Consider the following 22555-nt stretch of genomic DNA (forward strand, 5'->3'; position numbering starts at 1 on the left):
CATACTCTATTTCATTTGGACTATATCTTTTTGCTTCATATTTATTAACATTTCAATACAATTATATTTCAATTATTGTCATACAAGGTTCATTTGCCATTCTCATCCATTTCGCTTACAATAAACAATAGCAAATAAAGAATCTCGTTATCACAGGGGGAGCCTTGCCGCTGAGAGGGAACACTTCGTTCCGACCCTTCGAACCTGTTAGTTAATGCTAACGCAGGGATTGTGCAAACGTCCGAAATACATACCTCTTTTTCATTTACGTATTTCGTATCCCTCCTATGATAATGTTCTTTTTTGTGCAACTTGGATTTAGGGGGAGACAACATGCGTAACACCAATTTACAAGCGATGATCGAATCTGCAATTCTTGCAGCCTTCGCCTTGATTATCGACATTTTACCATTATCAATTAAACTTCCAACAGGCGGTTCCATTTCATTTGCTATGATTCCTATTTTTATTATCGCATACCGCTGGGGCTTCAAAATGGCTTTCTTGGGAGGCTTAATTTGGGGACTTTTACAAATTGTCGTAGGTGATGCTTACATTTTAACGCCAGTGCAAGCATTCATTGAATACTTCATAGCCTTTGCATTTATCGGCTTTGCTGGATTATTCTATCGTCCAATTCAAAAAGCTCTTGCTTCAAACAGCAGTGATGCAGAACATTCAAGTTTTGGCAGTCGCAAAGATAAACCTACATCAAAACAAAACCAAGGAAAAAAAGCACTCGTATATATTATCCTTGCGACATTTATCGGTAGCTTTGCACGTTATTTCTGTCATTTTATTGCTGGTATTATTTTCTGGGGACAATACGCGCCGAAAGGACAATCAGCTGTTTTATATTCATTAATTGTAAACGGCAGTACAATGATCGGTTCTTTCATACTATGTACTGTATTACTAATTCTTTTATTTACAACTTCACCACGCTTATTCAAAAGCATGAGTGCTTATCAAATGAATTCACAAAAAAAGGGCGCTTAATTAGCGCTCTTTTTTCATATCGTAATATCAATTAAAAATACAATAAATGCACAAAGAAAAATAAAAACCATCACACCTAGTAAATTGCTATTCACGGCTAATCTACTCCTTACATAACCTCTTTTTCTAACCAGATTATATCGCTTAAAAATAAAGATTAAGTAAAGATAATATGAAATTAAATTAAAAAAGCGTAGATTGTATCATCTACGCTTTTTTCGGTAAATAGAAGTAAAATAACACACCATCTTCTGTATTCTTTGCCCCATATTCAGCATCGTGCAATTCTAAAATATTTTTAGAAATGGCCAGCCCAAGCCCCGTTCCACCTTGTGAACGTTTCCGTGCCGCATCCACGCGATAAAAACGGTCCCAAATCTTATCTAATTGTTCTTCTTCAATGTGAGCACCTTTATTTTCAATACACACTTTTATATGATTCGTCTCGTCTATTGTGGAAATAATAATATCTTCTTTATTTGGTGTATAACGTATTGCATTCGTAATGAAGTTCACGATGACTTGTTCAATCCGACTTTGATTTGCAATTACTTCAATTGGACATACATTTTTATGAACATGAAGTTCTTTTTTCTCTATCTCCACGGAAAGCTGTTCGCATATGTCTTCAATTACTGTATCAATATAAAATGAATCTTTTTTCATTTTATATGTGCCAGACTCAAATTTTGCTAACTCAAGCATATCCAAAATTAAAGTATCCATCTTGTCTACTTCTCGCTCCATCGCTTGAAAATAGTACTCTTTTTTATGCTCCGCTACCCCATCTTTTAAAATAGAAATACAGCTTTTCATAATACTTAACGGTGTTTTTAATTCATGTGAAACACCTGAAATAAATTCTTTTCTCGTATTTTCTAATTTTCTTTCCTTCTCAATATCTTGTTCAAGCTGTCCAATATGTGAATGTAGTTTATTAGATAGTGTATTAATATTTTGTGATAAATCACCAATCTCATCTTTTGAAGTAATCGGTATTTTTTCTGTGAAATCTAAATGAGCTATTTTCTTCGTTGTATCATTTATTACTAGTAATGGTTTTGCAATTTGTTTTGAATAGTAAAATGAAGCTAGAAATATAAGAACGACTACAAATGCAATGATGTAGATGTAATAATCTTGCACCATTTGTACAGCTTCATCTACAGGCTGTAAAGAAGCCATTGCATAAATATATGTTACCGATCCGTCTTTTTCTTTTATTGGTTTGATTAATAATTTATATTTTATATCATTTTTTCCATAGTCCATTGTCTTTGTTGAATACTCTATTTGATTACTCTCTTTTAGTAATACATCCGTTTGAAATTCTTTTATACTATCCAAAAATAAAGTGTTTTTATAAATTGGATTTACAGGTCCTTTTACATCTGGAAACTGTACTTTCGTAACACGCCCTCCTATGTAAACATCTGGTTCTTGGGCAGCTTGCTCCTGAACGGCCGGCTTCTTTTCCTTAACAACTTGTTCCTGAGCTACTTTCTTTTTCTCCTCATTTAATTTACTCATTTTCTCATTAAATGCTTTTTCTAACGGTTTATTAGATCCGCTTAAATTCTGCTTAGCTAACGAGAAAGAGAATGGAATAAAACTATCTTCTTGTTTCACTCCAGAAAAATAAATTTCTTGTCCTAAAAACTGCTCTGATGATTTATTATCAATCTCCTCTATATTGACGAGATTGTATAAGGGAATTTTGAATATTTGTTGTCCAAAGCTCTTTTGTTGCCTACGATCTATCGTTACCTCAAAATAAAAATCATCTGCATGTTTTAAATTCCCATTCTGATCTAATGTCGTGACCCACGTATTATTTTCTCTTAAAAAGTCTTGCTCCAATTTCTGAACTTCTTCTGCACTTCCTGTATGATTTAAATAATTCTTCTCAAAGGAATTTAATTTCACTTTAATGTCTTCTACTTTTCGATTTGCATAATATTGTTTAAAAAATATCGTTTGTCCAATAAAAATAGTTGCTAAAATTAACATACATAACGCTGTTGTGAGAGTAAATAATTTTAGTACAATCCCTTTTCTCATACATTCCCCTCAAATTTATATCCAGTTCGCACTACAGTTGTAATATACTTTGCTTTCTCTCCTAATTTATTTCGCAAATTACGAATATGGCTATTAACAGTTCGATCATCGCCAGCAAATTCATATCCCCAAATTTTTGAAATTAATTGTTCTCTTGTTAGTACAATTCCTTGGTTTTTCATGAAATACACTAATATTTCAAACTCTGTATGTGTTAAACTAACGTCTGCCTCATCAACAGTAACAGTACGTGACGGAAAATGGACGTGAATGCCATGAATTGATAACGTATCATCTTCATTCTCTAAAGGTTTCTTTGATGCTTTTCTACTTTCTAATAATCGTTTCGCTCTTGCTAATAAAATAGGCGGACTATACGGTTTCGTCACATAATCATCTGCTCCAAGTTCAAAACCAAGTAGCGTATCATCCTCATCAACACGTGCCGTCAGCATAATAATCGGAACTTGGGACGTCTTACGAATTCTTCGGCAAACAGACCATCCATCTAGTTCTGGTAACATAATATCAAGTATAACTAAATCAACCTCTTCTTCTTCAAATAAAACTAAAGCTTCTTTCCCATCTCTCGCTTCAAACACTATATATTGTTCACTCAAAAAATAATCTTTTAATATTTCACGTAAAATCTCTTCATCTTCAACAATTAAAATGTTTTTTGACATAATCTATGTCTCCCCCTCTCATTTTAAGTAGCTAGCATGTATCACTCTATAATTTTATTTTGAATTGCTCGTAACTAACTTTGCCTCGATAATATATCGATCTGGTGCATCCCCTATATAATCAAATGGATAGCAAGTCGTCAGTGTCAAAGTCGGTTCTTCTTTTTTCACAATGACAGTGCGATCATCCGCATGTGTAATCCACTTCTTTTGAATTTCATATGTGTAAATTTTATTGTCATACTCCACCAAAAGACTGTCTTTCTCTTTCAGGTCTCCCAATTCTGTGAATACAGTATCCCTGTGCCCACTTAATACAGTATGCCCTCCACCAGATGGCGTTGTCGTTAAATCACTAACAAACATACCGACTCCTTTTTTTAAAGTTGCATCGCTTGCTCCCCAATATATAGAAAACTTCTTCTTTATTTTTGGAATATGCAACATGGCTGCTTTTTCTCCTTCTTTATATTGTATTTGAGTAGAAGGCACTTGGGAAGTTACTGGTTTTTCATTAGAAAGCTGATTATCTTGTATATTTTTAAGACTCTTTATTTCTTCTTTTGTTAATTCTTGAGCGGCGCTTTTTCCTTTATACCATTCCACCGCATAATATGATCCCATACATAGCCCTATAGCCATTAATATAATACCGATATAATTGAGTAGCTTCATGTTTCACCCCTCCATGCAAAAAATGGTAGGAGTAACCTACCATTTTTAATATATGAAATTATCCCATTCTTTATAGGCTAATATTTTATTTACGCTTTAACCTTATTGCGACGATTCAATCCAAATAATGTACCTATTGCGACAAGACAGGCGCTTAATGCCATCATTGCTACATTGCTTGATGCTGTGTTTGGTAATTTTTCACCTTGCACAACTGGCTTCGCTACTTCTTTTTTGGCTACATCATTTTTTTGCCCGGCTTTTATCGCTTCTTCTTTTTTGGCCATATCACTTTTTAACTGTTCTTGTGCTATTCTCTTTTTCTCTTCTTCACTCTTTTTCTCGGCTTTTATTGCTTCCTCTTTTTTAGCCATATCACTTTTTTCTTGTACTTGCGCCGCTTGCTTTTTCTCTGCATCATTTTTTTGCTGTGCCTTAATTGCTTCTTCCTTTTTAGCTACATCTGACTGCACTTGCGCTGCTTCTTCCTTTGTCAGTGTTCCAGTTGAAGCACTCGCTACCGAAGAATAACCTACTGTTAAAAGTGCCATTGCACAAATTGGTAATAGTCTCTTTTTCATCTTCATTCTCTCCTTATACTTTATTCACATCACTTCGCACCGGATGTATTACTAGAATAAATAACAGATGTAAATATGAGATGCAGATGAAATATATTTCATTTAAAGATTTCATCTCAGAAAAAGAAAAAAACACCGTAATATATACGATGTTTTTTTGGATGTGTGTCTCGATATTTATTTGTTACTTTCGCGTGATTTAGAAGTAGGAAGGGCCGGAGTGATAACTAATTGTCTCGGCTCAGTTTTCTTGAAGTGATTTTTGACGTTACACTTACGACGTTGAACGACCCATGCTTTAATAGGGTTTGTTAAAATAATTTTTTGCCTTTCGTTAGGGGCCTCTTCTTCCGATTTACAACTATCGCTCCATTTACGCCATTTCATTGTAAACTTAGAAGAAGAATGATCGTCTTCTCGATCAAACATATGCAAAAAATCCATTTCTCCAGCTAGCATTACGGTGTTACTAGTAGCTAAAAAAGAAAAGGTCGTCCAACGTTTCTCCATGCCCTCCTACTCCTTTTTCACATATAGAGTGCCTAAAACTTAATTTACCTAAAATATGCTTGCCTTTTACCTTACACTTATAGTTTATCCAAAACACTACTATGCAACTATCGATTTGTCTTACAAATTACCTTACATTTTTGTAAGAAAAGAAAAAAACCTTCATTCTATATACGTGAAGGTTTCTCATTTCTTATCTATATGATCTTTCATATCATCCAATCCAGCTTCTTGCAGCTGCGACATCATACCGTGAGAAATTGCGCCTAATACTAAAGTCATTCCAATTAGTGAAATGCGAATCGCAGGTACATCAATTACGTAAGCCAACATACCAAGAACAATTGTTAAAAGTAATGCTTTTATAAATGTTACACTCGTATACTGTTTCTTTTTCATCATAATCACCCTTTATGGAAGCGTTTTCTTAATATAATCAGTATATCATATCATCTGATTATATTGTGGGTATTTCTGTAAAAACCTCTATTCTTCTTTGACTTTTTCCGTTCTATCCTTTACAGTCGAAATGTTCATAAGTTTTACATTGTAGGAGGATTCAAATGAATATTGAAATAAAAGACACTTTAATTTCTGAAGAACAATTACAAGAAAAAGTAAAAGAACTAGCTCTTCAAATCGAACGTGATTTTGAAGGGGAAGAAATCGTAGTAATCGCTGTATTAAAAGGATCTTTCGTATTCGCTGCTGATTTAATTCGTCACATTAAAAACGATGTAACAATCGATTTTATCTCTGCATCTAGTTACGGAAATCAAACTGAAACATCTGGAAAAGTAAAACTGTTAAAAGATATCGATGTAAACATTACTGGAAAAAACGTAATTGTCGTAGAAGACATTATCGATTCTGGTTTAACACTTCACTTCTTAAAAGATCACTTCTTCATGCATAAACCAAAAGCATTGAAATTCTGTACGTTACTTGATAAGCCCGAGCGTCGTAAAGTGGATTTAAAAGCTGAATATGTTGGCTTCCAAATTCCAGACGAATTTATCGTTGGCTACGGTATCGACTGTGCGGAAAAATATCGTAACTTACCATTTATCGCTTCAGTTGTAACGGAATAATATAATAAAATAAACTTCCATCAATTACTGATGGAAGTTTATTTTCTATCACGATTCGTAAAAGACAAAGGGAGAGAATAAAAATGACAAAGACAAAGTTTGAAAAAGTACTCCTCATCGTAAATCCAAAAGCAGGACAAGGTGATTTACATACGAACTTAGCGAAAATCGTACCACCACTTGCTGCCGCTTTTCCTGACCTACGCATCCTTCATACGAAAAAACAAGGTGATGCAACAAACTATTGCCAGGAGTTTGCTAGTAAAGTAGATTTAATTATCGTCTTCGGTGGTGACGGAACTGTATTTGAATGCACAAACGGCTTAGCTCCTCTTAAAATTAGACCTACACTTGCAATCATTCCAGGCGGAACTTGCAACGACTTCTCTCGCACACTCGGCGTTCCGCAAAACATCGCAGAAGCAGCAAAACTTATTACAAAAGGACATGTAAAACCTGTTGACGTCGCAAAAGCAAACGGACAACACTTCTTAAACTTCTGGGGCATTGGGCTTGTCTCTGAAGTATCAAACAATATTGATGCAGAGGAAAAAGCAAAGCTTGGTAAAATTGGTTACTATTTAAGCACAATTCGAACTGTAAAAAACGCTGAAACATTCCCAGTAAAAATCACTTACGACGGACAAGTATATGAAGACGAAGCTGTTCTTGTTATGGTTGGAAACGGTGAATATCTTGGTGGTATCCCGTCCTTTATTCCGAACGTAAAATGTGACGACGGAACACTCGATATTTTCGTCGTAAAATCAACAGGCATTCAAGCATTTAAAGATTATATCGGAAAGAAACTATTTGAAGACACAAACGAAAATGACATCTTCCATGTGAAAGCAAAATCAATTCATATTGAAACAGAAGAAGAAAAAGAAGTAGATACGGATGGAGAAAGTTCACTACATACACCGTGTCATATTGAACTATTACAAGGGCACTTTACGATGATTTATAATCCTGCGGTTGTGTAATGAAAAAAGACTATCCAAATTTCAACATTTTGGATAGTCTTTTTATTAGAAGAAAAGAGTTTCTATCTACTCTTTAATTTTTAATATGAGTTTTCGTAATTAAACTCCACCCAATTTTTCCAATGTGTATTAGCAGCCTTATTCACAATAACTCTTGGATCTTTCTTCTCTATCGCAGCAGCCACTGATTGGAAGAATTCATTTTCACTTACTTTCTCATCTGAAACATGTTGCCACTCTTCCGTTTCATAAGCTACTTCCCAATCGCCTTTTAAACCTACCTCTGCTAAAATTTCTTCTTTATTCCACCATAATAACTTTCTAGCTTCCTCATTAGTAGCAAGCATACGCATGAAATGTGTTGGATAAGATTCTGTCGTTTGCACATCTATTCCATTATTCACATAATCCTCTTCAGTAAATTGATATTCAATCTGTTGCTCACGAATATTCAAGCTACCTTTATGAATATCTAGTAGAAACTCACCTTCATCATCGAATACTTCATAGTCTCCATCACTTAGTTGCAAAATACCGTCATCAGCAATTGAATAATCGATTCTATCACCGTATATTTGAATATCATTAAATACGCCTAATGAGCCTACACCAACAAATTGAAACACCATTAACCATTCCTTATTCTCTTTAAAGAAAAGAGAGAATTTCACTTGGGAAGTATCTATATTTTCATTATCTAATGTAGGAAATTCATATTTACTTTGCTTTTTATCTAATATATTTAAAATATCTTTTTGCATATGTATCACCCTCTTCTCAAAAAAACAAAAAATCTTTTCAAATTCACTAAAGTATAACATAGATATATTGGCCTTTCACTTTCCAATAATACTACTAAAAAAATAACAAAATAGTCTGTTTGCATGTCCTAGTTATTTTTAGGTACAATAGGAATCGTTTTTTCTATAATCCTAACTTCGCCTTCGCACCATCAGGAATTTTATCTGTCGTTACTTGTACTTTATCATGTAAAAACTGCCCTCTCGTAATGACATGCCAATACGAGCCTTTCGGTAATTCATCTACTGCATCAATCGTAACTTCTTTTGATTCTCCTTTTTCATTATAAGCTGTCACTTTATATTCACGGCCTTTATTTCCGCCTAACTCTTTTCCATCATTATCAATCACTGCGTAACGATATTCTAAATCAAGAAATGGATTCATTCTATCAATCGCAGCACTCCCATTTAATAAATATGCTGCTCCTGCCACGATGATAAATACTGATGCAAGTATAAATCTTTTCATCTATATTCCGCCTTTCATTATGTTTTTCTGTAGGACGTTTCTAAGTATAGGGCGTATTCCTTAATAAAAACTCGTACGATTTCTTAACATTTTCTTAAACTAAAAGTGAAATATTAATTAACAAGATCAAAACAATATAAGGTAACTCCTTATACTATAATTGACAAAATTACACCTTTAGTGTAATTTTACACTATACAAGAAAGGAAGATGTATGATGGATAAGCAAGAATTTATTAAACTCGTCAATTCAAAATTAAAACTAATCCGTGTTGAAAACGATTTATCACAAGATAAAATGTCAGAGATTATCGGTTTATCAAAGAAAACATTAGTAGAAATTGAAAAGGGTAGACGTACCCTCACATGGGCAGGCGCAGTTTGTGTCGTAACACTCTTTGAACAGAGTGAGACAGTCCAGATGACATTCGGAGATGATGTTAATGAAATTATAAAAACGATCGCTTTTACACATTACAATACTAACTTCCCGAAGACTTTAGGAGGAAAGGTATGGTGGCGACAAATAAAAGAATTAAACGGTTATCAAATACAACAAAATATTCTATCTCAACATTATAGAATTTTAGATAAAGAAGACCGTAGACTATGTCATTCATTCGAATTGGATGAAATTGAAGAAAGATTTATGGAAATGGCAAAAGCCGCTCAATAAAAATATTTTATTTATACTAAAACAACGAAAGGAATAAAACGATATGAAAAAATTAATTATGACGACATTATCCATTGGTCTACTAATGGGATTATCAACTGTTGTGTTTGCAAATACAGGTACAAAAACTGGAATTTATGCAGAAGAACTAGCTCATTTCAAATTGACTAATCCTAATATCACAAGCTCAGAAGTCGATTCAATAATGAAGCAAAGAGAAGAATTAGACGTATTATATAAACAGCTAGATGAATTAGAACTACGTTATGGAATTCGTGTTGATAATACAAAAAATCCACATAAAGAACCGAAACACCTAGATGATTTACCAACGGCTCAGCGAGAAAAGTGCCTTCAGCTAAGTATCAAAATTGGGGATGAAGAGCTTCAGTTTTTAGATGCGCAATATAAAGCTGGTCTCATAAAAGAAGATATGTATTCAGTTGAAAAGAATAATTTTAAGTCCTTTAAAGAAAAAGATTTACAAGAATTAACTCAATTAACTAAGCGCTAATTGATACTATAATCACATTTCGGAGCGTAATTCAAATGAAGAAACAAACAATCATTACCACTTTAAACACCTTAATAATTAGTATGCTAGTATTAAATTTATTTATTTTCACATCACGAATGAGCTTTTTACCTTGGTATATTGAAGATGGTTGGGGATATTTAGGACTATTATTTACATCCGTTGTTTTCTTAATTACCTTCTTTATGTCTTCGCAGCTTCATAAAAATGGAGAGTTAACTACTTTACAAAAGTTCATTCCACTTGTTTCTGCCATACTTTCAATCTTTGTTCTCCTAATTCCATCAAGTGATTTTATGACTATATTAGCCAATCTGATCAATACAATTATATTAACAATTTATATAATCGTGTTTCAAACAAAGCCTGATTTAAATAATAAGAAGCTATTACATTGAAAAGAAAGGAGAGTTATTCTACAAAATAACTCTCCTTTTATAATTTTTTACACTACTCCCAATGATCATAAACCTTTATTCTATCTACTTACTCATCACTGTACTTCTTCTTTGCCTATACAAATAAGTACCACTCGTAACAACAAGAACAATCCCGCCAAAATACATACCATACTCTATCGCGATCGCTACAATACTTTCAATATGTTGTCCAAATAAAGAACCGAGTACAAAGTAAACGAGTGTCCAAACAAATCCTGTCGTATAGGAATACAAAGCATACGTCTTAAATCGCATGTTATTCATTCCAACTAAATACGGTACGATATGTCTTACAACTGGTATGAAGTAACTTGTGATTAACGCATAATGACCATACCTCTCTACCATTTGTTGAGATTTCAAAAGATATTTCGCTTTTTTCTTTTTCATTAGCTTATCAAGTACTTTCGTACCAAATATTTTCCCTAGTATATAACCTAAAGAAAGCCCGGACACAACACCTAAATATGTTAATAAAAATGCAGGAATGATGCTTAATACCCCTAGTGAGGATACAAAACCTCCACTCATTACAATCATTTCATCTGGAATCGGCATACCGATAATCCCTAACCATAAACAGAAAAATAGTGCCCAATAACCGTATTGCTCAATGTAGGATAATAATTCATTTAATTCCATTACGCATATGCTCTCCTTAGCTCTTTTTTACAGCTAAAGACGTAAGCTGGCGGGAAATTGAGCCACACTTTTTCTAGCGCAATTTCAGGGAAGAAATGCTGTATAAACCCTTTTTTCACAAGTGAATATTGAAATGTAATAAATTCACCGTTCTCATGTATCACTTCCATTACATTGTTTAAAATACGCTTTGAAACTTCTTCTGGTAAAGAAGTAAAAGGTAATCCCGATAAGACGTAATCAATGTATTCTATATTGAACTCTTCCATATACTTCTTTATATTTTCAGCTGAACCGTGTACAACAATGACGTTCTGCTCATCTTTAAATTTGCTCTTTAGCTCTTTGAAAAACACTTCATTAATTTCAATAAGAAGAAATATTGTCTCCTTCTTCTTTCTCTTCATAATCTCTCTCGTAAAAACCCCTGTACCAGGCCCTAACTCCACGATACACTTCGCTCTATTAAAATCGATTACATCTACCATTTTCTTCGCTAATATTTTTGAACTTGGCGCAATTGCGCCAGTATGTTTCGGATGTTTAATAAATTCATTTAAGAATGTTATGAGCTGCACGTAAACCTCTCCCCATTCGTTCAATTGTTTTTAACTTGTGTCTAAGTATAACTATCGTTTCTTAACAAAAATTAAGGAGATTTCTTAAGATTTTATGAAGAATAAAAAAAGCAGCTATCGCTTACAGCGATAGCTACCGTGAGATAAGAATGCATTTGAACAGCCTTCAAGCCAAGTTTATCAATGGCCATTTGTTTTTTTATAAACATCCTTTTAGCCTTATAAACAAAACATTTTATATTTCTTATATTATAATTATTCCACCTTAATAAATTTGTTTATTTGATATAATAGATGTTAAATGAAATTTTAATCGGTGGTGTTTTACAAACTACTTAAAAGGAGCAGATAGAAAATAATGAATAATTCCATCGACCTACAATACTTATGTGATCTTGTACATAGAACCTTTCATGTACCTGTTCAGTTTTTATCTACTAGCAAAAAAATTTTATATCAATCTACTTCTAATAATATTTACAGTCCCTTTTATTCTTCTAAAGAAGAACATCTTAGTGAACTTGATCAAGAGAACGCTCTTTGTAATTTTCCAATCTTCAAAGGAAATAAGTATCTTGAAAATTTCATTATAATTCATGTAACAAAACACGAACATATAAAAGGAACTATTATAATCGGTCCCACTACCTATCCAAAGGTATCAGATGAAATGGCTATCAAACTCATGGAAGATTTCAACTGTACCAAAAACATACAACAAGGGATAGATTACTATCAATTTCTACCTGAGATTAAAAAAAGTACTCTAATTGATATAAGCATTTGGTTGCATTACGTAATTTTCAATGAAAAATTAGATATAGGTATTGTTTGGGAAAAGAATAAAGTACTAGAGGACGTTTCTTATAAAATTGTAAATCCCGATTTATATATTTCAAAACGTCGTCGAAATGACCCTAAAAATTACAACATATCATTAGAACGTAATTTTTTTTCAGCAATCAAAGAAGGCGATAAAGAAAAAGTAATAAAATATGCGTATTCATTCCCACAAGAAGATGCGGCAATTTCATCAAAAGGAGACCAACTCAGAAACCAGAAAAATAATGGTATTATGGCAATTACTCTAGCTACTCGATATGCGATAGAGGGTAATCTTCCATCAGATATCGCTTTTCCACTTGGTACATTATATATCCAAACCATTGAAAAGCTAGATAACATGTACTCCGTAAATAGATTAATTGAAGATGCATTATGTACTTTTGCAGAACGCGTTAAAGAATATAGTAATCAAGCATATTCTAATTCAATAACTACATGCCTAAATCATATTCACAAACATATTTACGATGAAATATCTCTCAATGATCTTGCTAGCCTTTTAGATATTTCTCCTACTTATTTATCTAAGTTATTTAAAAAAGAAGTGGGCATCCCTTTAAGCGAATACATTCAAAGGGAACGAGTAGAAGAAGCAAAAAAATTATTAACATTAACGACATATCCATTATCAGATATTTGTACCTGGCTTAATTTTAATGATCAAAGTTATTTCACAAGAGTTTTCAAAAAAATCACTAGTATGACCCCTAGACAATATCGGGAAAATCATACCGTAATATAGAAGCGCTTTCTTAACACTAGGTGAGATGGGTGTAATACTAGCTCACCTAGATGCAAAATTCACAAGTTTGTTTTCTCCTCTCATTTTCGAATGGTAAGACCCACACCTCAAAATTGGTCGATTTGTTTATGCTTAAGTTAGTAAGTATACAATTCGATTTGATATTCTTTCTATTTTTACATGCCCTTATTCTCCTTGATCCAAATTTTCAATACTAATCATAATAAATTTCTAGCCGCTTCAAAAAAGTACAATAATGACAAATAAATTACTATAAATAAGTTGATAAATTTGGTAATTTTTTAATGCTAAGTAAATTAACAATAAAACTAATTCCACATAATTTCTTTGTTATATAAATTTTAAAGCTAAAATATCTTCCAAAATAGGCTGCTTATACAATGTATTCAGTTCCAGAAAATAAGAAATTTAGCATTCAAATTATCGGTAATATCTATTTCTAGTAACTGTTCTTCCTAGGTCAGAAAGATACAGAAAACATAGCGTTAGGAGAATATGAAGTATGGATAGCGCAAATATATCAAAAGATAGAGACACATTGAAATTAGCTCAAATGACTATTATGCCTAGAAAGCCTGCTGGCACACACAAGTGTATTAAAGAAATACTAAACATCTCACCACAAAATGATAGAGAGAGGATTGAAGATCATCTATTACGCTCATTCATTTCAGAAAAGGAAATATTGATTACTTATTATGAAGATGGTTATTTTCCTACAAGTTACATGACTGTAATTGAAATGAATCCTGTGAAGTGTTCTGTAATATGCATAGATGCCTTTAATCGTAAGCATACTTTTAATTTTATTGACATAATTGATGCCCATTGATTGTGTCAATAAAATCTAGGCTATTCCCATCAAATATAATTTATATCACTTCACTTATACCTTCTTAGCGGTCTAGTCAGAATAAGAGGCTTATGTTTCAAATCCGTATTTTTCTTAAATTTTATTTTATTCATACAAACTTATCTCTCACTGGCGCTTACTAAAACAAAAAATAACCATTCACCTAAGTAAAAAGAATTAGGTAAATGGCTATTTTTCTATTTTTTATTATCGTTTAATAAAGCAACAATCTGATAACTATCACCTATTACTTCGCACTCACAATCTTATAATAAGAACGAACTGTTAAGAAGTAATATCCGATATAAATGACACCGTATACTCCGATACTAATTAGGAGCGGAATCATAATTTCAAATGGTAGTAAGTTTGCTAAACCTTTTAGTGCAAATAGGCTGTGTAAAATTCCGATTACTAACGGAATCGCAAAGATAAAGCTTACTTGTTTTGCAATTGCTTTTTTCATTTCTTGTTTCGTTACACCGACTTTGCGAAGTACAACGTAACGCTCACGATCTGCATTTGCTTCTGTTAATTGTTTAAAGTAAATGATAGAACCTGTTGCTAGTAAGAATACAAGTCCTAAGAACATTCCGATAAACATCATTAGGCCAGTTCCTTCAAGCCCCATGTGGAAGCCAGTGTAGAAGTCTCTAAATGGTGGTACCATTTCTGATTCACCAGCTGGCATCACTTTTGTTAATTTTTCTGTTAATACTTTACTGTTTCTTTCATCTTTTACATCAATATTTTTTACAACGCGTGTTCCAAATGCTTGCTTCGCTTGTTCGTACATTTCATCTGAAACGACAACAACTAGTTCACCTAAATTCGTAATTGCATTATTATTTGCACCTTGGATTGCTAATGTCTTCGTTTCATTTCCAATTTGGAATACCGCTTTACTTCCTTTATATTCAGGACTAAACTCATACCCTTCAATATAAGAGCTATCATATATAAATGCTTCACCAGTAGCTACATTCACTGTCTCTACTTCCATTTTTTTAGCAAGTTTATTAAATTCAGACTGAGACATAAACTGATATTTTTCTGAGATTCTGTAGTTCATATTAAAAATGAAATCAACTTTATCTCCTTCAAACTTCCCTTTTACGGGAACCATCTCAATTTCAAATTGATCTTTTACAGGGTGATTTGCTTTCTCTTCGGCAAAAATCGCATTTACTTTCTTATCTAGCTCTGCATCTTTTTTCTCGTAAGAATAACTGTACGGCGCAACTGCTTTTGATTGCGTAAATGTGTTGTAATACATCGTAACTGACGTACCAACCGCTGTTAATGTTACCGCACTTAAAATAGAAATTGTCGCAAGTGACTTTGCATTTCCTTTAATACGGTATAGTAACTGTGACGTTGTTACCATATTCATACCGTTATAAAACGATGATTTATTATTTCTTGCACGTTTCAATACGAATACTGTAAAGAACATAAATAGTAAGTACGTACCTAATACTGTCGCAAGTAAAATATAAAGTGCGACTACCATAAAGTCTGCATACTTAAGTGCCTTCATATACATTAATGCTAAGAAATAACCTGAACCGATTAAGAAAACTGAAATTAATGCCATAATGACTGATCCTTTTGGCATTGCTTCTCCTTCACGTTCTGCACGGAAAAGTTCGATTAACTTAAATCGGTAAATTAAGCGGTACCCTTGAAGTGATGTATACAATATAATCACAAAGAAAATAATTGCTGTATCAATAATTGCAGCCATCGGTACTTCAAAATGAACATTTAAGTTTAATCCCATCATACTTACTAGTAGTTCAAGGAATAGTTTTGAAAGGACGCTACCAATCGCAATCCCGATAATTAAAGACATTAACCCCATTAACATATTTTCATAAAAGAGCATTTTACCAATCTGTCTTTTACGAATACCTAATAAGGAATATAATCCAACTTCTTTTTTACGTTTTCGTGTAAAGAATCCGTTTGAATATATAATGAACACTGCTACGAAAATAATAAGCATGACACTGGAAACTTGGAATGCACCGCTAATTTTTTTAGAACCTTCCGCGGCTTTTTCCATTTGCGAATTGTACTGCAGTGCTTTAAATGTAAAGTAAATTACAATACTAAAAATCATAGATGCAAAATATACAAAGTAGTCTTTAAAGTTCCGCTGTATGTTGCGGAGGGCAATGCTAGATAAGGTCATCAGCCATACCTCCAGAAATGGAAGACATTACGTCAACGACTTTTTGGAAAAATTGTTTACGCGTTGATTCACCGCGGTGCAATTCTTTATATAACTCACCATCTTTAATGAAAATAACTCGTTTACAATAACTCGCCGCAAACGCATCATGCGTTACCATTAAAATTGTAGAGTTATCATATTCATTTAACGACTTCATACTTTCTAATAAATCTGTCGCTGATTTAGAATCAAGCGCTCCAGTCGGCTCGTCCCCAAAGATCATACTAGGATTGGTAACGATCGCACGTGATGCCGCGCAGCGCTGCTTCTGTCCACCAGATACTTGATATGGAAACTGACTTAAAATATGATCAATGCCGAATTTCTTCGAGATTTCAAGAACGCGGCGATCAATTTCATTCGCTTTCACCTTTGATAATGCAAGAGGTAAAGCAATATTTTCTTTTACCGTTAATGTATCTAATAAGTTATAATCTTGGAAAATGAATCCTAAATGATCGCGGCGGAATAATGCTAGCTTATCATCATTCATCTTCACGATGTCTTTTCCATCAATTAAAATTTCACCGTCCGTCGCATTATCAATTGTAGAAAGAACATTTAAAAGAGTTGTCTTACCAGAACCAGAAGGTCCCATAATTCCAACGAACTCACCTTCTTTTACTTGTAAGTTAATACCTTTTAACGCTTCAAATTTATTACCACCTGTGTCATATACTTTTTTTATATTTTTTGCTTCTAACACCGTTTTCATCTCGACATCCCTCATTTCTTCTATTCTCTATTTTCAACTATATACACTCTCTACTCTTGCCACTATCGATGTTTCTTACACAAACATGACAGTTATGTAAGGCACACAAGTAAAGACATCATAATTTAACCTACTGAATGAAAGTACTTTGTTACTATAACATTGGGATATCATGCCATCCATTCATTCTCCTTACAGGAACATTACATTTTTGTAAGGTTAAAAATGCACCCGACAAAGTTGTGCATGAAATGTCGGATGGAGCTATTTCATTCCTGCTATTCTGTTTACAAAGGAGGTCATGTAATGGATTCACTTAAAAATATGAATGCGGCAATGCAATATATTGAAGACAACCTTGCACACGAAATTGATTTTAAAAAAGTAGCAAGGCTAGCTTTCTGCTCCGAATATCATTTCAAAAGAATGTTTTCTTTTCTAGCTGGCATATCACTATCAGATTATATTCGCTTTAGACGCCTTACTCTTGCGGCCTTTGAACTAAAAGATAGCGATGTAAAAGTCATCGATGTCGCTATAAAATATGGATACAACTCACCAGATTCTTTTTCACGTGCATTTCAAAATTTGCACGGAATAACGCCTTCAGAAGCTCGAAGTACTAGCCGTTCTTTGAAAGCTTATTCACCAATGACCTTCCAGTTATCGATTAAAGGAGGAAATGAAATGAACTATCGAATTGAAGAAAAAGAGCCATTTCTAATCATTGGTATACAAAAACGAGTACCGATTGTTTTTACTGGTGTAAATGAAGAAATTGCTTCTATGTGGAAAAGTTTAGACAGCCAATCAATCGAAACATTAAAATCCCTTTCAAATATTGAACCTACAGGAATTATTAGTGCTTCTACTAACTTTTCTGAAAGAAGAATGGAGGAAAAAGGCGAACTCGATCACTATATTGGAGTAGCCACAACGAAAGATTGTCCAGAGCAATTCAAACAACTTGAAGTTGCTGCTTCAACGTGGGCTATATTTGAAGCTATCGGTCCATTTCCTGATGCATTGCAAAACGTGTGGGGACGTATTTATTCCGAATGGTTCCCTTCTTCAAACTATGAACTAACAGCAGGACCAGAGATTTTATGGAATGAACAGAAAGATATCACATCATCAACTTTTAAAAGTGAGATTTGGATACCTGTTTTGAAAAAGTAATATAAGAGTCTAAACTTTTTTCAAAATAAAGAAGCTGCTCTCCCTTTAAAGGAAGAGCAGCTTTTTATTTTACACTTCTTCTCGATTCTTTCTTATACAAGAATATAGTAATAATCGCAAGCACTATAACAACTACAAAAGTAAATACTCTGTAGTTCGAGATAGCAGCAGTACCGATTAACAAGGCCGGTATAACAGCCACAATTAAGCCACCAAACATGCCAACAAATGATCCTACACTTTGTTTTACTACTTGAGTTTCTGATACCCAATCATAATAACCAAATCGATTATTAATAAAAATCCCCCATACTGCCGAAAAGAATGAATATATTATCGGTGTTATTACGATTAAAAGAGAACTCCAAACATCTAGTTTTAACCCTATTATCAGTAATACGGCACTAATAAATGATGCAGGTATACTTAATGAAAGATTCATAAGAATTTTACTGTCATAAATCATCTTTGGGGTAATAGGCAACGACTTAATAATCCATACATTTTTTCCTTCTAAAGACAATGACACACATGTTGTACATGTCATCGAAATCATTGCTGCAATAGCAAATGGTGCAACCTTTTGCAAAATCGTCTCAATTCCAGGATACGCTATTAATTGACTTGGTCCTATCACAACTATAGCCAGCGAGAAAGCTATCGCCAGCACAACTCCCATTCCACTATTTATTACATACACTGTAGAAGAAAAGAAACGCTTCAGTTCTTTTTTATACAATGCGACCAATACACTTTCTTTTCTCATACCAGTAATCTCATAATTTGAAAGCATATGATAAGTGGTAATCCCTGTGTTTATTTGCTTATATTTAAACGAAAGTATTTTTACAAAAAGATAATACCAAATAACCGATATCCCAACAAACAGGATGAAAGCTGCAATATCAGCATTAACAATTGCTTTTTGAAACATGTTAGCCAATGGATAAACCTTAGTTAATTGCTCTGAAACCATTGCACCAATTCCGTTCATATCATTAAGGCTATGTTGAGAATTCCCATTTTTCATCATAAAGAAACTAAATGTAATAATTACTATAAAACTTAAAATTGTAGTTATTTTATTCGTATTTTTAAATCTAGAAGCGATTGCCGTAATCGCAGCTCCAAAGACTGCTGCGAGTGTTGTTGGAATTAAAGATGCTATAAACATACTGATAAACCACATAAAGTAAAAAGAAACTGATGGATTCTCATATATGCAATAAACAACTCCCATTGGTAGCATGATTATGATTGAAAAGAGTGTATTCAGCAAATATAAATACAAGAACCTACTTGTAATAACAGTACTTACACGAATCGGTAATGACATTAAAAAATCGTAATCCTTAAAAGCAAAAATCTCTCCATTTGCCTTAAATATAGTAAAAAACAACGTCAATACACTGCTAATAACTAGTGCATAAACTGGGATAATTTCACTTATTCCTAGTCTCACCAACCCATATGCTGAGGCCCCACAATATAGCATTAACATGACACCAACTAAGACAAGAGATGCTGACAGCAAAATCTTATTCTGCTTCTTTTTCTTATCTTTTTCGTATCTAAAAGTATTTAAACCAAGCTGCGTTATCAACCGGATTTTCAAAAGGCCCAGACTATTAGTATTCATTAGCAAGCTCCTTCATAAAGAGCTCTTCCAATGAGCCTTCCTTTATTAAAGAATTCACTTCCCCTGAAAGTGCTAATTTTCCTCTATTAATCATCGCTATTTTATTACATAACTTCTCCGCCACATCTAAAACATGCGTAGAAAAGAAAATCGCACTTCCCTTTTCACAAAGCTCTTTCATAATCCCTTTCAATACTACAGCAGCCTTTGGATCAAGACCAACGAAAGGTTCATCTAAAACTAATAATTTCGGTTTATGCAAAACCGCTGATATAATCGCCACTTTTTGTTTCATGCCATGTGAATAAGAAGATATTAAATCTCCTAGATACGGTGTAATCTCAAAAGCATCTCCGTACTTTTGTATCTCCTTTTCCCGATCTTTTGCAGACACCTTAAAAACATCGGCGACAAAGTTCAAATATTGAACTCCTGTTAATTGCTCATATAAATCTGGATTATCAGGAATATACGCCATTACTCTCTTACATGTAATCGGATCCTTTTTTACTGAATGTCCATCAACAAAAATTTCACCTTCTTCAAAATCTATAACTCCTACTAACGACTTAATTGTTGTACTCTTCCCCGCACCGTTATGTCCAATAAACCCAAAGATATCTCCTGCTTGAACAGTAATATTTAACTGATCTACTGCTTTATTGCCACCTTTGTATGTCTTGCTAAAGTTTATAATTTCTAACATATGATTTCCCCCAAACCGTCTATTTATTAACCGAATTTTCAGACTATATAGCAAAAAAGTTACTCAGTAAGTTTTTCGTTATCCCCACTGAGTATTAAAATCTCTTAACACATAGAAACTATAAATATAAAATTTGACTAGTATAACTCACAATTGCATTTCTTTTTTATAAATAACATATGATTTTATTGTTGATATGAAGATACATATTAGTATCACTCCAACCGCCATAAAGATATTGAATGGATCTGTAAGTAACGCCCCAGCATATATACAGAGTGCCCCTATTACAAATACCTTCGAAGCGAATCGATGTGTTTTTCTCCATACTATAGGATTTTCTAATGTCCATTCCATTCGAATTCCTACTAAACCATTTGGCTTCGTTTGTTGCATATAATTACCGAGTACAAGAAATAGTGTTCCAAGTCCGAAATTCAATGCAATTGAAGCTGAAGCAATATAATTAGACGCTGCTAAGAGCGCAAATATGTTACAGCCGAACCCTATAAAAAGAATGGCATAGTTAATTGCAGAGAGGACTTTAGCTTGCCGTTTATACTTACCTTTCATTACATCAATATACCCAATAGCTAGCCACATTATATAAAGTACAAACATACTACCTATCGAAAAAGAACTTGCCTCCACTTTAGAGAAATATCCATCTACCATTCCTGCAGCATTATAATGACGTGGAATTTGCTCTGGTAAATCTGGCCATACAATATACCATCCAATTGCAGTTGCAATAATTAAACTCCATGGTAATATGTGTCTTTTCATCCTCTCTCCCCCATAGATTTTCTATTAAGCCCCTATCTCTTTCTTATAAGCCACATAAGAATATCCCATCGTTAGTCCTACTGCCCCAATAATAATCCCAACCATTAAGAAAGATTTCCATGCCACCGGTGCAAAAATACTTAAAATCATAATAACTCCTAATATAACAAACACCTTTCCGCTAAAACGGTGCGTCTTTCTCCACACTTCTTCGTTACTTAACGTCCAAGGGGTTTTTATACCTACAAAGTAATTTGGCTTGCACTGTGGTAAATAGTTGCCGATGACTATAAATAAAAGACCAACAAGAACATACGGTGTACTATTCATCGGAATGTCATAACCTAATCCTACCCCAATTACGAGCATGTTTACTAAAAATAATACTACTAATACGCTATAATTCATTATCGTATAACTTCTAGAAAATTTATCGTAATTCTTTTTCTTAGGATCAATTTTAGGAGTAACTGTTAATAAAACATAGGTAAAAATCATAATCCCAAGTAGTAACAGCATTGCATTAAATTTGGAAGCAAAGCCATTCACACCTTCAGTCCCCCAATGAATTGCCATAGTATCCGGTAAATTCGGCCATGCATATGCCCAAGCTAGACCAGTTATAAAAATTAATATAATTGCGATAAGATGCTTCCTCATTTCCCCTCTACCCCCTTATTCGTAAATGTAAACACCCAAGTTAATAAATCTTGAAATACAGTTGTGTTTAAAGAGTACACAACAAATTGTCCTCTTTTTTCATCTTGAATAAGTTCAGCATTTTTAAGCGCATTTAGGTGATGTGAAATACTTGGCTTTGTCATATTGAACTGTTCGGCAATTTCCCCAGCGGTTAAATCGCCTTCTTTTAATAAATCTAAAATTTGTCGCCTTGTTGGATCTGCTAATGCTTTAAATGCTTGATTCAATGTCTTTCTTCCTTTCAATAATTAGACATTTAGATATTTATCTAAATGTTAAAATGATTTCAGTTAATTGTCAATTATATATAAGGCCCTTTTTACTTTTTCCACTTTTGACCTATACTGTTTACTATATAAAGTGAAACTTTAATCAGTGGGGGTTTTACGGGCAGT

The 22555-nt window shown here is 33.4% G+C and carries 26 protein-coding genes and 1 riboswitch; of the genes, 9 read left to right on the forward strand and 17 right to left on the reverse strand.

Features of this window, described 5'->3' with window-relative positions; genetic code table 11:
* Nucleotides 1–145: 145 nt before the first annotated feature.
* A riboswitch (TPP riboswitch) is annotated at nucleotides 146–247 on the forward strand.
* Between the two features lie 86 nt (nucleotides 248–333).
* Nucleotides 334–999, forward strand: coding sequence for an energy-coupled thiamine transporter ThiT (thiT, locus tag ACTFQM_RS18880; protein WP_440035656.1), 666 nt, complete (start codon nucleotides 334–336; stop codon nucleotides 997–999).
* Between the two features lie 207 nt (nucleotides 1000–1206).
* Here thiT and ACTFQM_RS18885 read toward each other — a convergent pair whose 3' ends face one another.
* From ACTFQM_RS18885 to ACTFQM_RS18910, 6 genes are all read right to left on the reverse strand, one after another.
* On the reverse strand, nucleotides 1207–3060 hold the full coding sequence (locus ACTFQM_RS18885) for a sensor histidine kinase (RefSeq protein WP_440035658.1): 1854 nt from the start codon (nucleotides 3058–3060) through the stop codon (nucleotides 1207–1209).
* Entirely contained in the window at nucleotides 3057–3746 is a 690-nt protein-coding gene (locus ACTFQM_RS18890; protein WP_440035660.1) for a response regulator transcription factor, read from the reverse strand. Before ACTFQM_RS18890 ends, ACTFQM_RS18885 begins: the two co-directional genes overlap by 4 nt.
* A 54-nt stretch (nucleotides 3747–3800) precedes the next feature.
* Nucleotides 3801–4421 carry a class D sortase gene (locus tag ACTFQM_RS18895; RefSeq protein ID WP_440035661.1) on the reverse strand — a complete coding sequence of 207 codons (621 nt, stop codon included), beginning with the start codon at nucleotides 4419–4421 and terminating at the stop codon, nucleotides 3801–3803.
* An 89-nt stretch (nucleotides 4422–4510) separates the two neighbouring features.
* Complete coding sequence (locus tag ACTFQM_RS18900; RefSeq protein ID WP_242273615.1) at nucleotides 4511–5002, reverse strand: LPXTG cell wall anchor domain-containing protein; 492 nt, start codon at nucleotides 5000–5002, stop codon at nucleotides 4511–4513.
* A 177-nt stretch (nucleotides 5003–5179) separates the two neighbouring features.
* Complete coding sequence (locus ACTFQM_RS18905) at nucleotides 5180–5512, reverse strand: hypothetical protein (RefSeq protein ID WP_327908370.1); 333 nt, start codon at nucleotides 5510–5512, stop codon at nucleotides 5180–5182.
* A gap of 186 nt (nucleotides 5513–5698) precedes the next feature.
* A complete protein-coding gene (locus tag ACTFQM_RS18910) occupies nucleotides 5699–5914 on the reverse strand; it encodes a hypothetical protein (protein WP_048374395.1) in 216 nt (71 codons plus the stop codon).
* Nucleotides 5915–6075: 161 nt separating this feature from the next.
* On the opposite strand from ACTFQM_RS18910, the gene hpt reads away from it, so the two are divergent.
* Entirely contained in the window at nucleotides 6076–6603 is a 528-nt protein-coding gene (gene hpt / locus ACTFQM_RS18915) for a hypoxanthine phosphoribosyltransferase (protein ID WP_025148857.1), read from the forward strand.
* Nucleotides 6604–6686: 83 nt separating this feature from the next.
* Nucleotides 6687–7589 (forward strand): diacylglycerol/lipid kinase family protein, encoded by a 903-nt coding sequence (locus tag ACTFQM_RS18920; protein ID WP_440035663.1) that lies wholly within the window; start codon nucleotides 6687–6689, stop codon nucleotides 7587–7589.
* A gap of 80 nt (nucleotides 7590–7669) precedes the next feature.
* On the opposite strand, the gene ACTFQM_RS18925 is transcribed toward ACTFQM_RS18920, so the two are convergent.
* Both ACTFQM_RS18925 and ACTFQM_RS18930 read right to left on the reverse strand, forming a co-directional pair.
* The gene (locus tag ACTFQM_RS18925; RefSeq protein ID WP_440035665.1) at nucleotides 7670–8350 is read right to left on the reverse strand and encodes a DUF7003 family protein; all 681 of its coding nucleotides are present in this window, start codon (nucleotides 8348–8350) and stop codon (nucleotides 7670–7672) included.
* A gap of 163 nt (nucleotides 8351–8513) precedes the next feature.
* Nucleotides 8514–8861, reverse strand: coding sequence for a YxeA family protein (locus tag ACTFQM_RS18930; RefSeq protein ID WP_265622122.1), 348 nt, complete (start codon nucleotides 8859–8861; stop codon nucleotides 8514–8516).
* A gap of 217 nt (nucleotides 8862–9078) precedes the next feature.
* Here ACTFQM_RS18930 and ACTFQM_RS18935 point away from each other — a divergent pair, with 217 nt between their 5' ends.
* The 3 genes from ACTFQM_RS18935 to ACTFQM_RS18945 are packed head-to-tail and all read left to right on the forward strand — an operon-like array spanning nucleotide 9079 to nucleotide 10470.
* On the forward strand, nucleotides 9079–9537 hold the full coding sequence (locus ACTFQM_RS18935; RefSeq protein ID WP_440035667.1) for a helix-turn-helix transcriptional regulator: 459 nt from the start codon (nucleotides 9079–9081) through the stop codon (nucleotides 9535–9537).
* Between the two features lie 58 nt (nucleotides 9538–9595).
* Nucleotides 9596–10051 (forward strand): hypothetical protein, encoded by a 456-nt coding sequence (locus ACTFQM_RS18940; RefSeq protein WP_440035668.1) that lies wholly within the window; start codon nucleotides 9596–9598, stop codon nucleotides 10049–10051.
* Nucleotides 10052–10086: 35 nt separating this feature from the next.
* On the forward strand, nucleotides 10087–10470 hold the full coding sequence (locus ACTFQM_RS18945; protein ID WP_440035671.1) for a hypothetical protein: 384 nt from the start codon (nucleotides 10087–10089) through the stop codon (nucleotides 10468–10470).
* Nucleotides 10471–10554: 84 nt separating this feature from the next.
* Here ACTFQM_RS18945 and ACTFQM_RS18950 read toward each other — a convergent pair whose 3' ends face one another.
* A complete protein-coding gene (locus ACTFQM_RS18950; protein WP_440035672.1) occupies nucleotides 10555–11154 on the reverse strand; it encodes a DedA family protein in 600 nt (199 codons plus the stop codon).
* A complete protein-coding gene (locus ACTFQM_RS18955) occupies nucleotides 11154–11732 on the reverse strand; it encodes a class I SAM-dependent methyltransferase (RefSeq protein WP_440035674.1) in 579 nt (192 codons plus the stop codon). Before ACTFQM_RS18955 ends, ACTFQM_RS18950 begins: the two co-directional genes overlap by 1 nt.
* A 358-nt stretch (nucleotides 11733–12090) precedes the next feature.
* On the opposite strand from ACTFQM_RS18955, the gene ACTFQM_RS18960 reads away from it, so the two are divergent.
* Complete coding sequence (locus tag ACTFQM_RS18960; protein WP_440035676.1) at nucleotides 12091–13320, forward strand: helix-turn-helix domain-containing protein; 1230 nt, start codon at nucleotides 12091–12093, stop codon at nucleotides 13318–13320.
* A 523-nt stretch (nucleotides 13321–13843) separates the two neighbouring features.
* Nucleotides 13844–14173 carry a YolD-like family protein gene (locus ACTFQM_RS18965; protein ID WP_440035677.1) on the forward strand — a complete coding sequence of 110 codons (330 nt, stop codon included), beginning with the start codon at nucleotides 13844–13846 and terminating at the stop codon, nucleotides 14171–14173.
* A gap of 268 nt (nucleotides 14174–14441) precedes the next feature.
* Here the strand turns inward: ACTFQM_RS18965 and ACTFQM_RS18970 are convergent, their stop codons facing one another.
* Nucleotides 14442–16391 (reverse strand): ABC transporter permease, encoded by a 1950-nt coding sequence (locus ACTFQM_RS18970; RefSeq protein WP_440035679.1) that lies wholly within the window; start codon nucleotides 16389–16391, stop codon nucleotides 14442–14444.
* Nucleotides 16378–17148: an ABC transporter ATP-binding protein gene (locus ACTFQM_RS18975; protein ID WP_002173944.1), complete on the reverse strand. Its 771-nt coding sequence runs from the start codon at nucleotides 17146–17148 to the stop codon at nucleotides 16378–16380. Before ACTFQM_RS18975 ends, ACTFQM_RS18970 begins: the two co-directional genes overlap by 14 nt.
* Nucleotides 17149–17454: 306 nt before the next feature.
* Here ACTFQM_RS18975 and ACTFQM_RS18980 point away from each other — a divergent pair, with 306 nt between their 5' ends.
* On the forward strand, nucleotides 17455–18327 hold the full coding sequence (locus ACTFQM_RS18980) for an AraC family transcriptional regulator (protein ID WP_440035681.1): 873 nt from the start codon (nucleotides 17455–17457) through the stop codon (nucleotides 18325–18327).
* Between the two features lie 64 nt (nucleotides 18328–18391).
* Here ACTFQM_RS18980 and ACTFQM_RS18985 read toward each other — a convergent pair whose 3' ends face one another.
* The 5 genes from ACTFQM_RS18985 to ACTFQM_RS19005 all read right to left on the reverse strand — a co-directional run bounded on the left by ACTFQM_RS18985 (nucleotide 18392) and on the right by ACTFQM_RS19005 (nucleotide 22387).
* Nucleotides 18392–19966, reverse strand: a complete 1575-nt coding sequence (locus ACTFQM_RS18985; RefSeq protein WP_440035683.1) for a putative ABC transporter permease subunit — start codon at nucleotides 19964–19966, stop codon at nucleotides 18392–18394.
* Nucleotides 19956–20672 carry an ABC transporter ATP-binding protein gene (locus ACTFQM_RS18990; RefSeq protein WP_440035686.1) on the reverse strand — a complete coding sequence of 239 codons (717 nt, stop codon included), beginning with the start codon at nucleotides 20670–20672 and terminating at the stop codon, nucleotides 19956–19958. Before ACTFQM_RS18990 ends, ACTFQM_RS18985 begins: the two co-directional genes overlap by 11 nt.
* Before the next feature lie 147 nt (nucleotides 20673–20819).
* Nucleotides 20820–21458: an SdpI family protein gene (locus ACTFQM_RS18995; RefSeq protein ID WP_440035688.1), complete on the reverse strand. Its 639-nt coding sequence runs from the start codon at nucleotides 21456–21458 to the stop codon at nucleotides 20820–20822.
* Nucleotides 21459–21482: 24 nt separating this feature from the next.
* Nucleotides 21483–22118, reverse strand: a complete 636-nt coding sequence (locus tag ACTFQM_RS19000; protein WP_440035691.1) for an SdpI family protein — start codon at nucleotides 22116–22118, stop codon at nucleotides 21483–21485.
* Nucleotides 22115–22387 carry an autorepressor SdpR family transcription factor gene (locus ACTFQM_RS19005; protein WP_440035693.1) on the reverse strand — a complete coding sequence of 91 codons (273 nt, stop codon included), beginning with the start codon at nucleotides 22385–22387 and terminating at the stop codon, nucleotides 22115–22117. Before ACTFQM_RS19005 ends, ACTFQM_RS19000 begins: the two co-directional genes overlap by 4 nt.
* Between the last annotated feature and the right edge of the window lie 168 nt (nucleotides 22388–22555).

The organism is Bacillus cereus group sp. MYBK30-2 (assembly GCF_051915945.1).
Classification (GTDB): domain Bacteria; phylum Bacillota; class Bacilli; order Bacillales; family Bacillaceae_G; genus Bacillus_A; species Bacillus_A paramycoides.

Bases quoted from the DNA above. Each gene is read 5' to 3' on its own strand.
- thiT (WP_440035656.1), top strand. From the start codon at position 334: ATGCGTAACACCAATTTACAAGCGATGATCGAATCTGCAATTCTTGCA.
- ACTFQM_RS18885 (WP_440035658.1), bottom strand. From the start codon at position 3,060: ATGAGAAAAGGGATTGTACTAAAATTATTTACTCTCACAACAGCGTTA.
- ACTFQM_RS18890 (WP_440035660.1), bottom strand. From the start codon at position 3,746: ATGTCAAAAAACATTTTAATTGTTGAAGATGAAGAGATTTTACGTGAA.
- ACTFQM_RS18895 (WP_440035661.1), bottom strand. From the start codon at position 4,421: ATGAAGCTACTCAATTATATCGGTATTATATTAATGGCTATAGGGCTA.
- ACTFQM_RS18900 (WP_242273615.1), bottom strand. From the start codon at position 5,002: ATGAAAAAGAGACTATTACCAATTTGTGCAATGGCACTTTTAACAGTA.
- ACTFQM_RS18905 (WP_327908370.1), bottom strand. From the start codon at position 5,512: ATGGAGAAACGTTGGACGACCTTTTCTTTTTTAGCTACTAGTAACACC.
- ACTFQM_RS18910 (WP_048374395.1), bottom strand. From the start codon at position 5,914: ATGATGAAAAAGAAACAGTATACGAGTGTAACATTTATAAAAGCATTA.
- hpt (WP_025148857.1), top strand. From the start codon at position 6,076: ATGAATATTGAAATAAAAGACACTTTAATTTCTGAAGAACAATTACAA.
- ACTFQM_RS18920 (WP_440035663.1), top strand. From the start codon at position 6,687: ATGACAAAGACAAAGTTTGAAAAAGTACTCCTCATCGTAAATCCAAAA.
- ACTFQM_RS18925 (WP_440035665.1), bottom strand. From the start codon at position 8,350: ATGCAAAAAGATATTTTAAATATATTAGATAAAAAGCAAAGTAAATAT.
- ACTFQM_RS18930 (WP_265622122.1), bottom strand. From the start codon at position 8,861: ATGAAAAGATTTATACTTGCATCAGTATTTATCATCGTGGCAGGAGCA.
- ACTFQM_RS18935 (WP_440035667.1), top strand. From the start codon at position 9,079: ATGGATAAGCAAGAATTTATTAAACTCGTCAATTCAAAATTAAAACTA.
- ACTFQM_RS18940 (WP_440035668.1), top strand. From the start codon at position 9,596: ATGACGACATTATCCATTGGTCTACTAATGGGATTATCAACTGTTGTG.
- ACTFQM_RS18945 (WP_440035671.1), top strand. From the start codon at position 10,087: ATGAAGAAACAAACAATCATTACCACTTTAAACACCTTAATAATTAGT.
- ACTFQM_RS18950 (WP_440035672.1), bottom strand. From the start codon at position 11,154: ATGGAATTAAATGAATTATTATCCTACATTGAGCAATACGGTTATTGG.
- ACTFQM_RS18960 (WP_440035676.1), top strand. From the start codon at position 12,091: ATGAATAATTCCATCGACCTACAATACTTATGTGATCTTGTACATAGA.
- ACTFQM_RS18965 (WP_440035677.1), top strand. From the start codon at position 13,844: ATGGATAGCGCAAATATATCAAAAGATAGAGACACATTGAAATTAGCT.
- ACTFQM_RS18970 (WP_440035679.1), bottom strand. From the start codon at position 16,391: ATGACCTTATCTAGCATTGCCCTCCGCAACATACAGCGGAACTTTAAA.
- ACTFQM_RS18975 (WP_002173944.1), bottom strand. From the start codon at position 17,148: ATGAAAACGGTGTTAGAAGCAAAAAATATAAAAAAAGTATATGACACA.
- ACTFQM_RS18980 (WP_440035681.1), top strand. From the start codon at position 17,455: ATGGATTCACTTAAAAATATGAATGCGGCAATGCAATATATTGAAGAC.
- ACTFQM_RS18985 (WP_440035683.1), bottom strand. From the start codon at position 19,966: ATGAATACTAATAGTCTGGGCCTTTTGAAAATCCGGTTGATAACGCAG.
- ACTFQM_RS18990 (WP_440035686.1), bottom strand. From the start codon at position 20,672: ATGTTAGAAATTATAAACTTTAGCAAGACATACAAAGGTGGCAATAAA.
- ACTFQM_RS18995 (WP_440035688.1), bottom strand. From the start codon at position 21,458: ATGAAAAGACACATATTACCATGGAGTTTAATTATTGCAACTGCAATT.
- ACTFQM_RS19000 (WP_440035691.1), bottom strand. From the start codon at position 22,118: ATGAGGAAGCATCTTATCGCAATTATATTAATTTTTATAACTGGTCTA.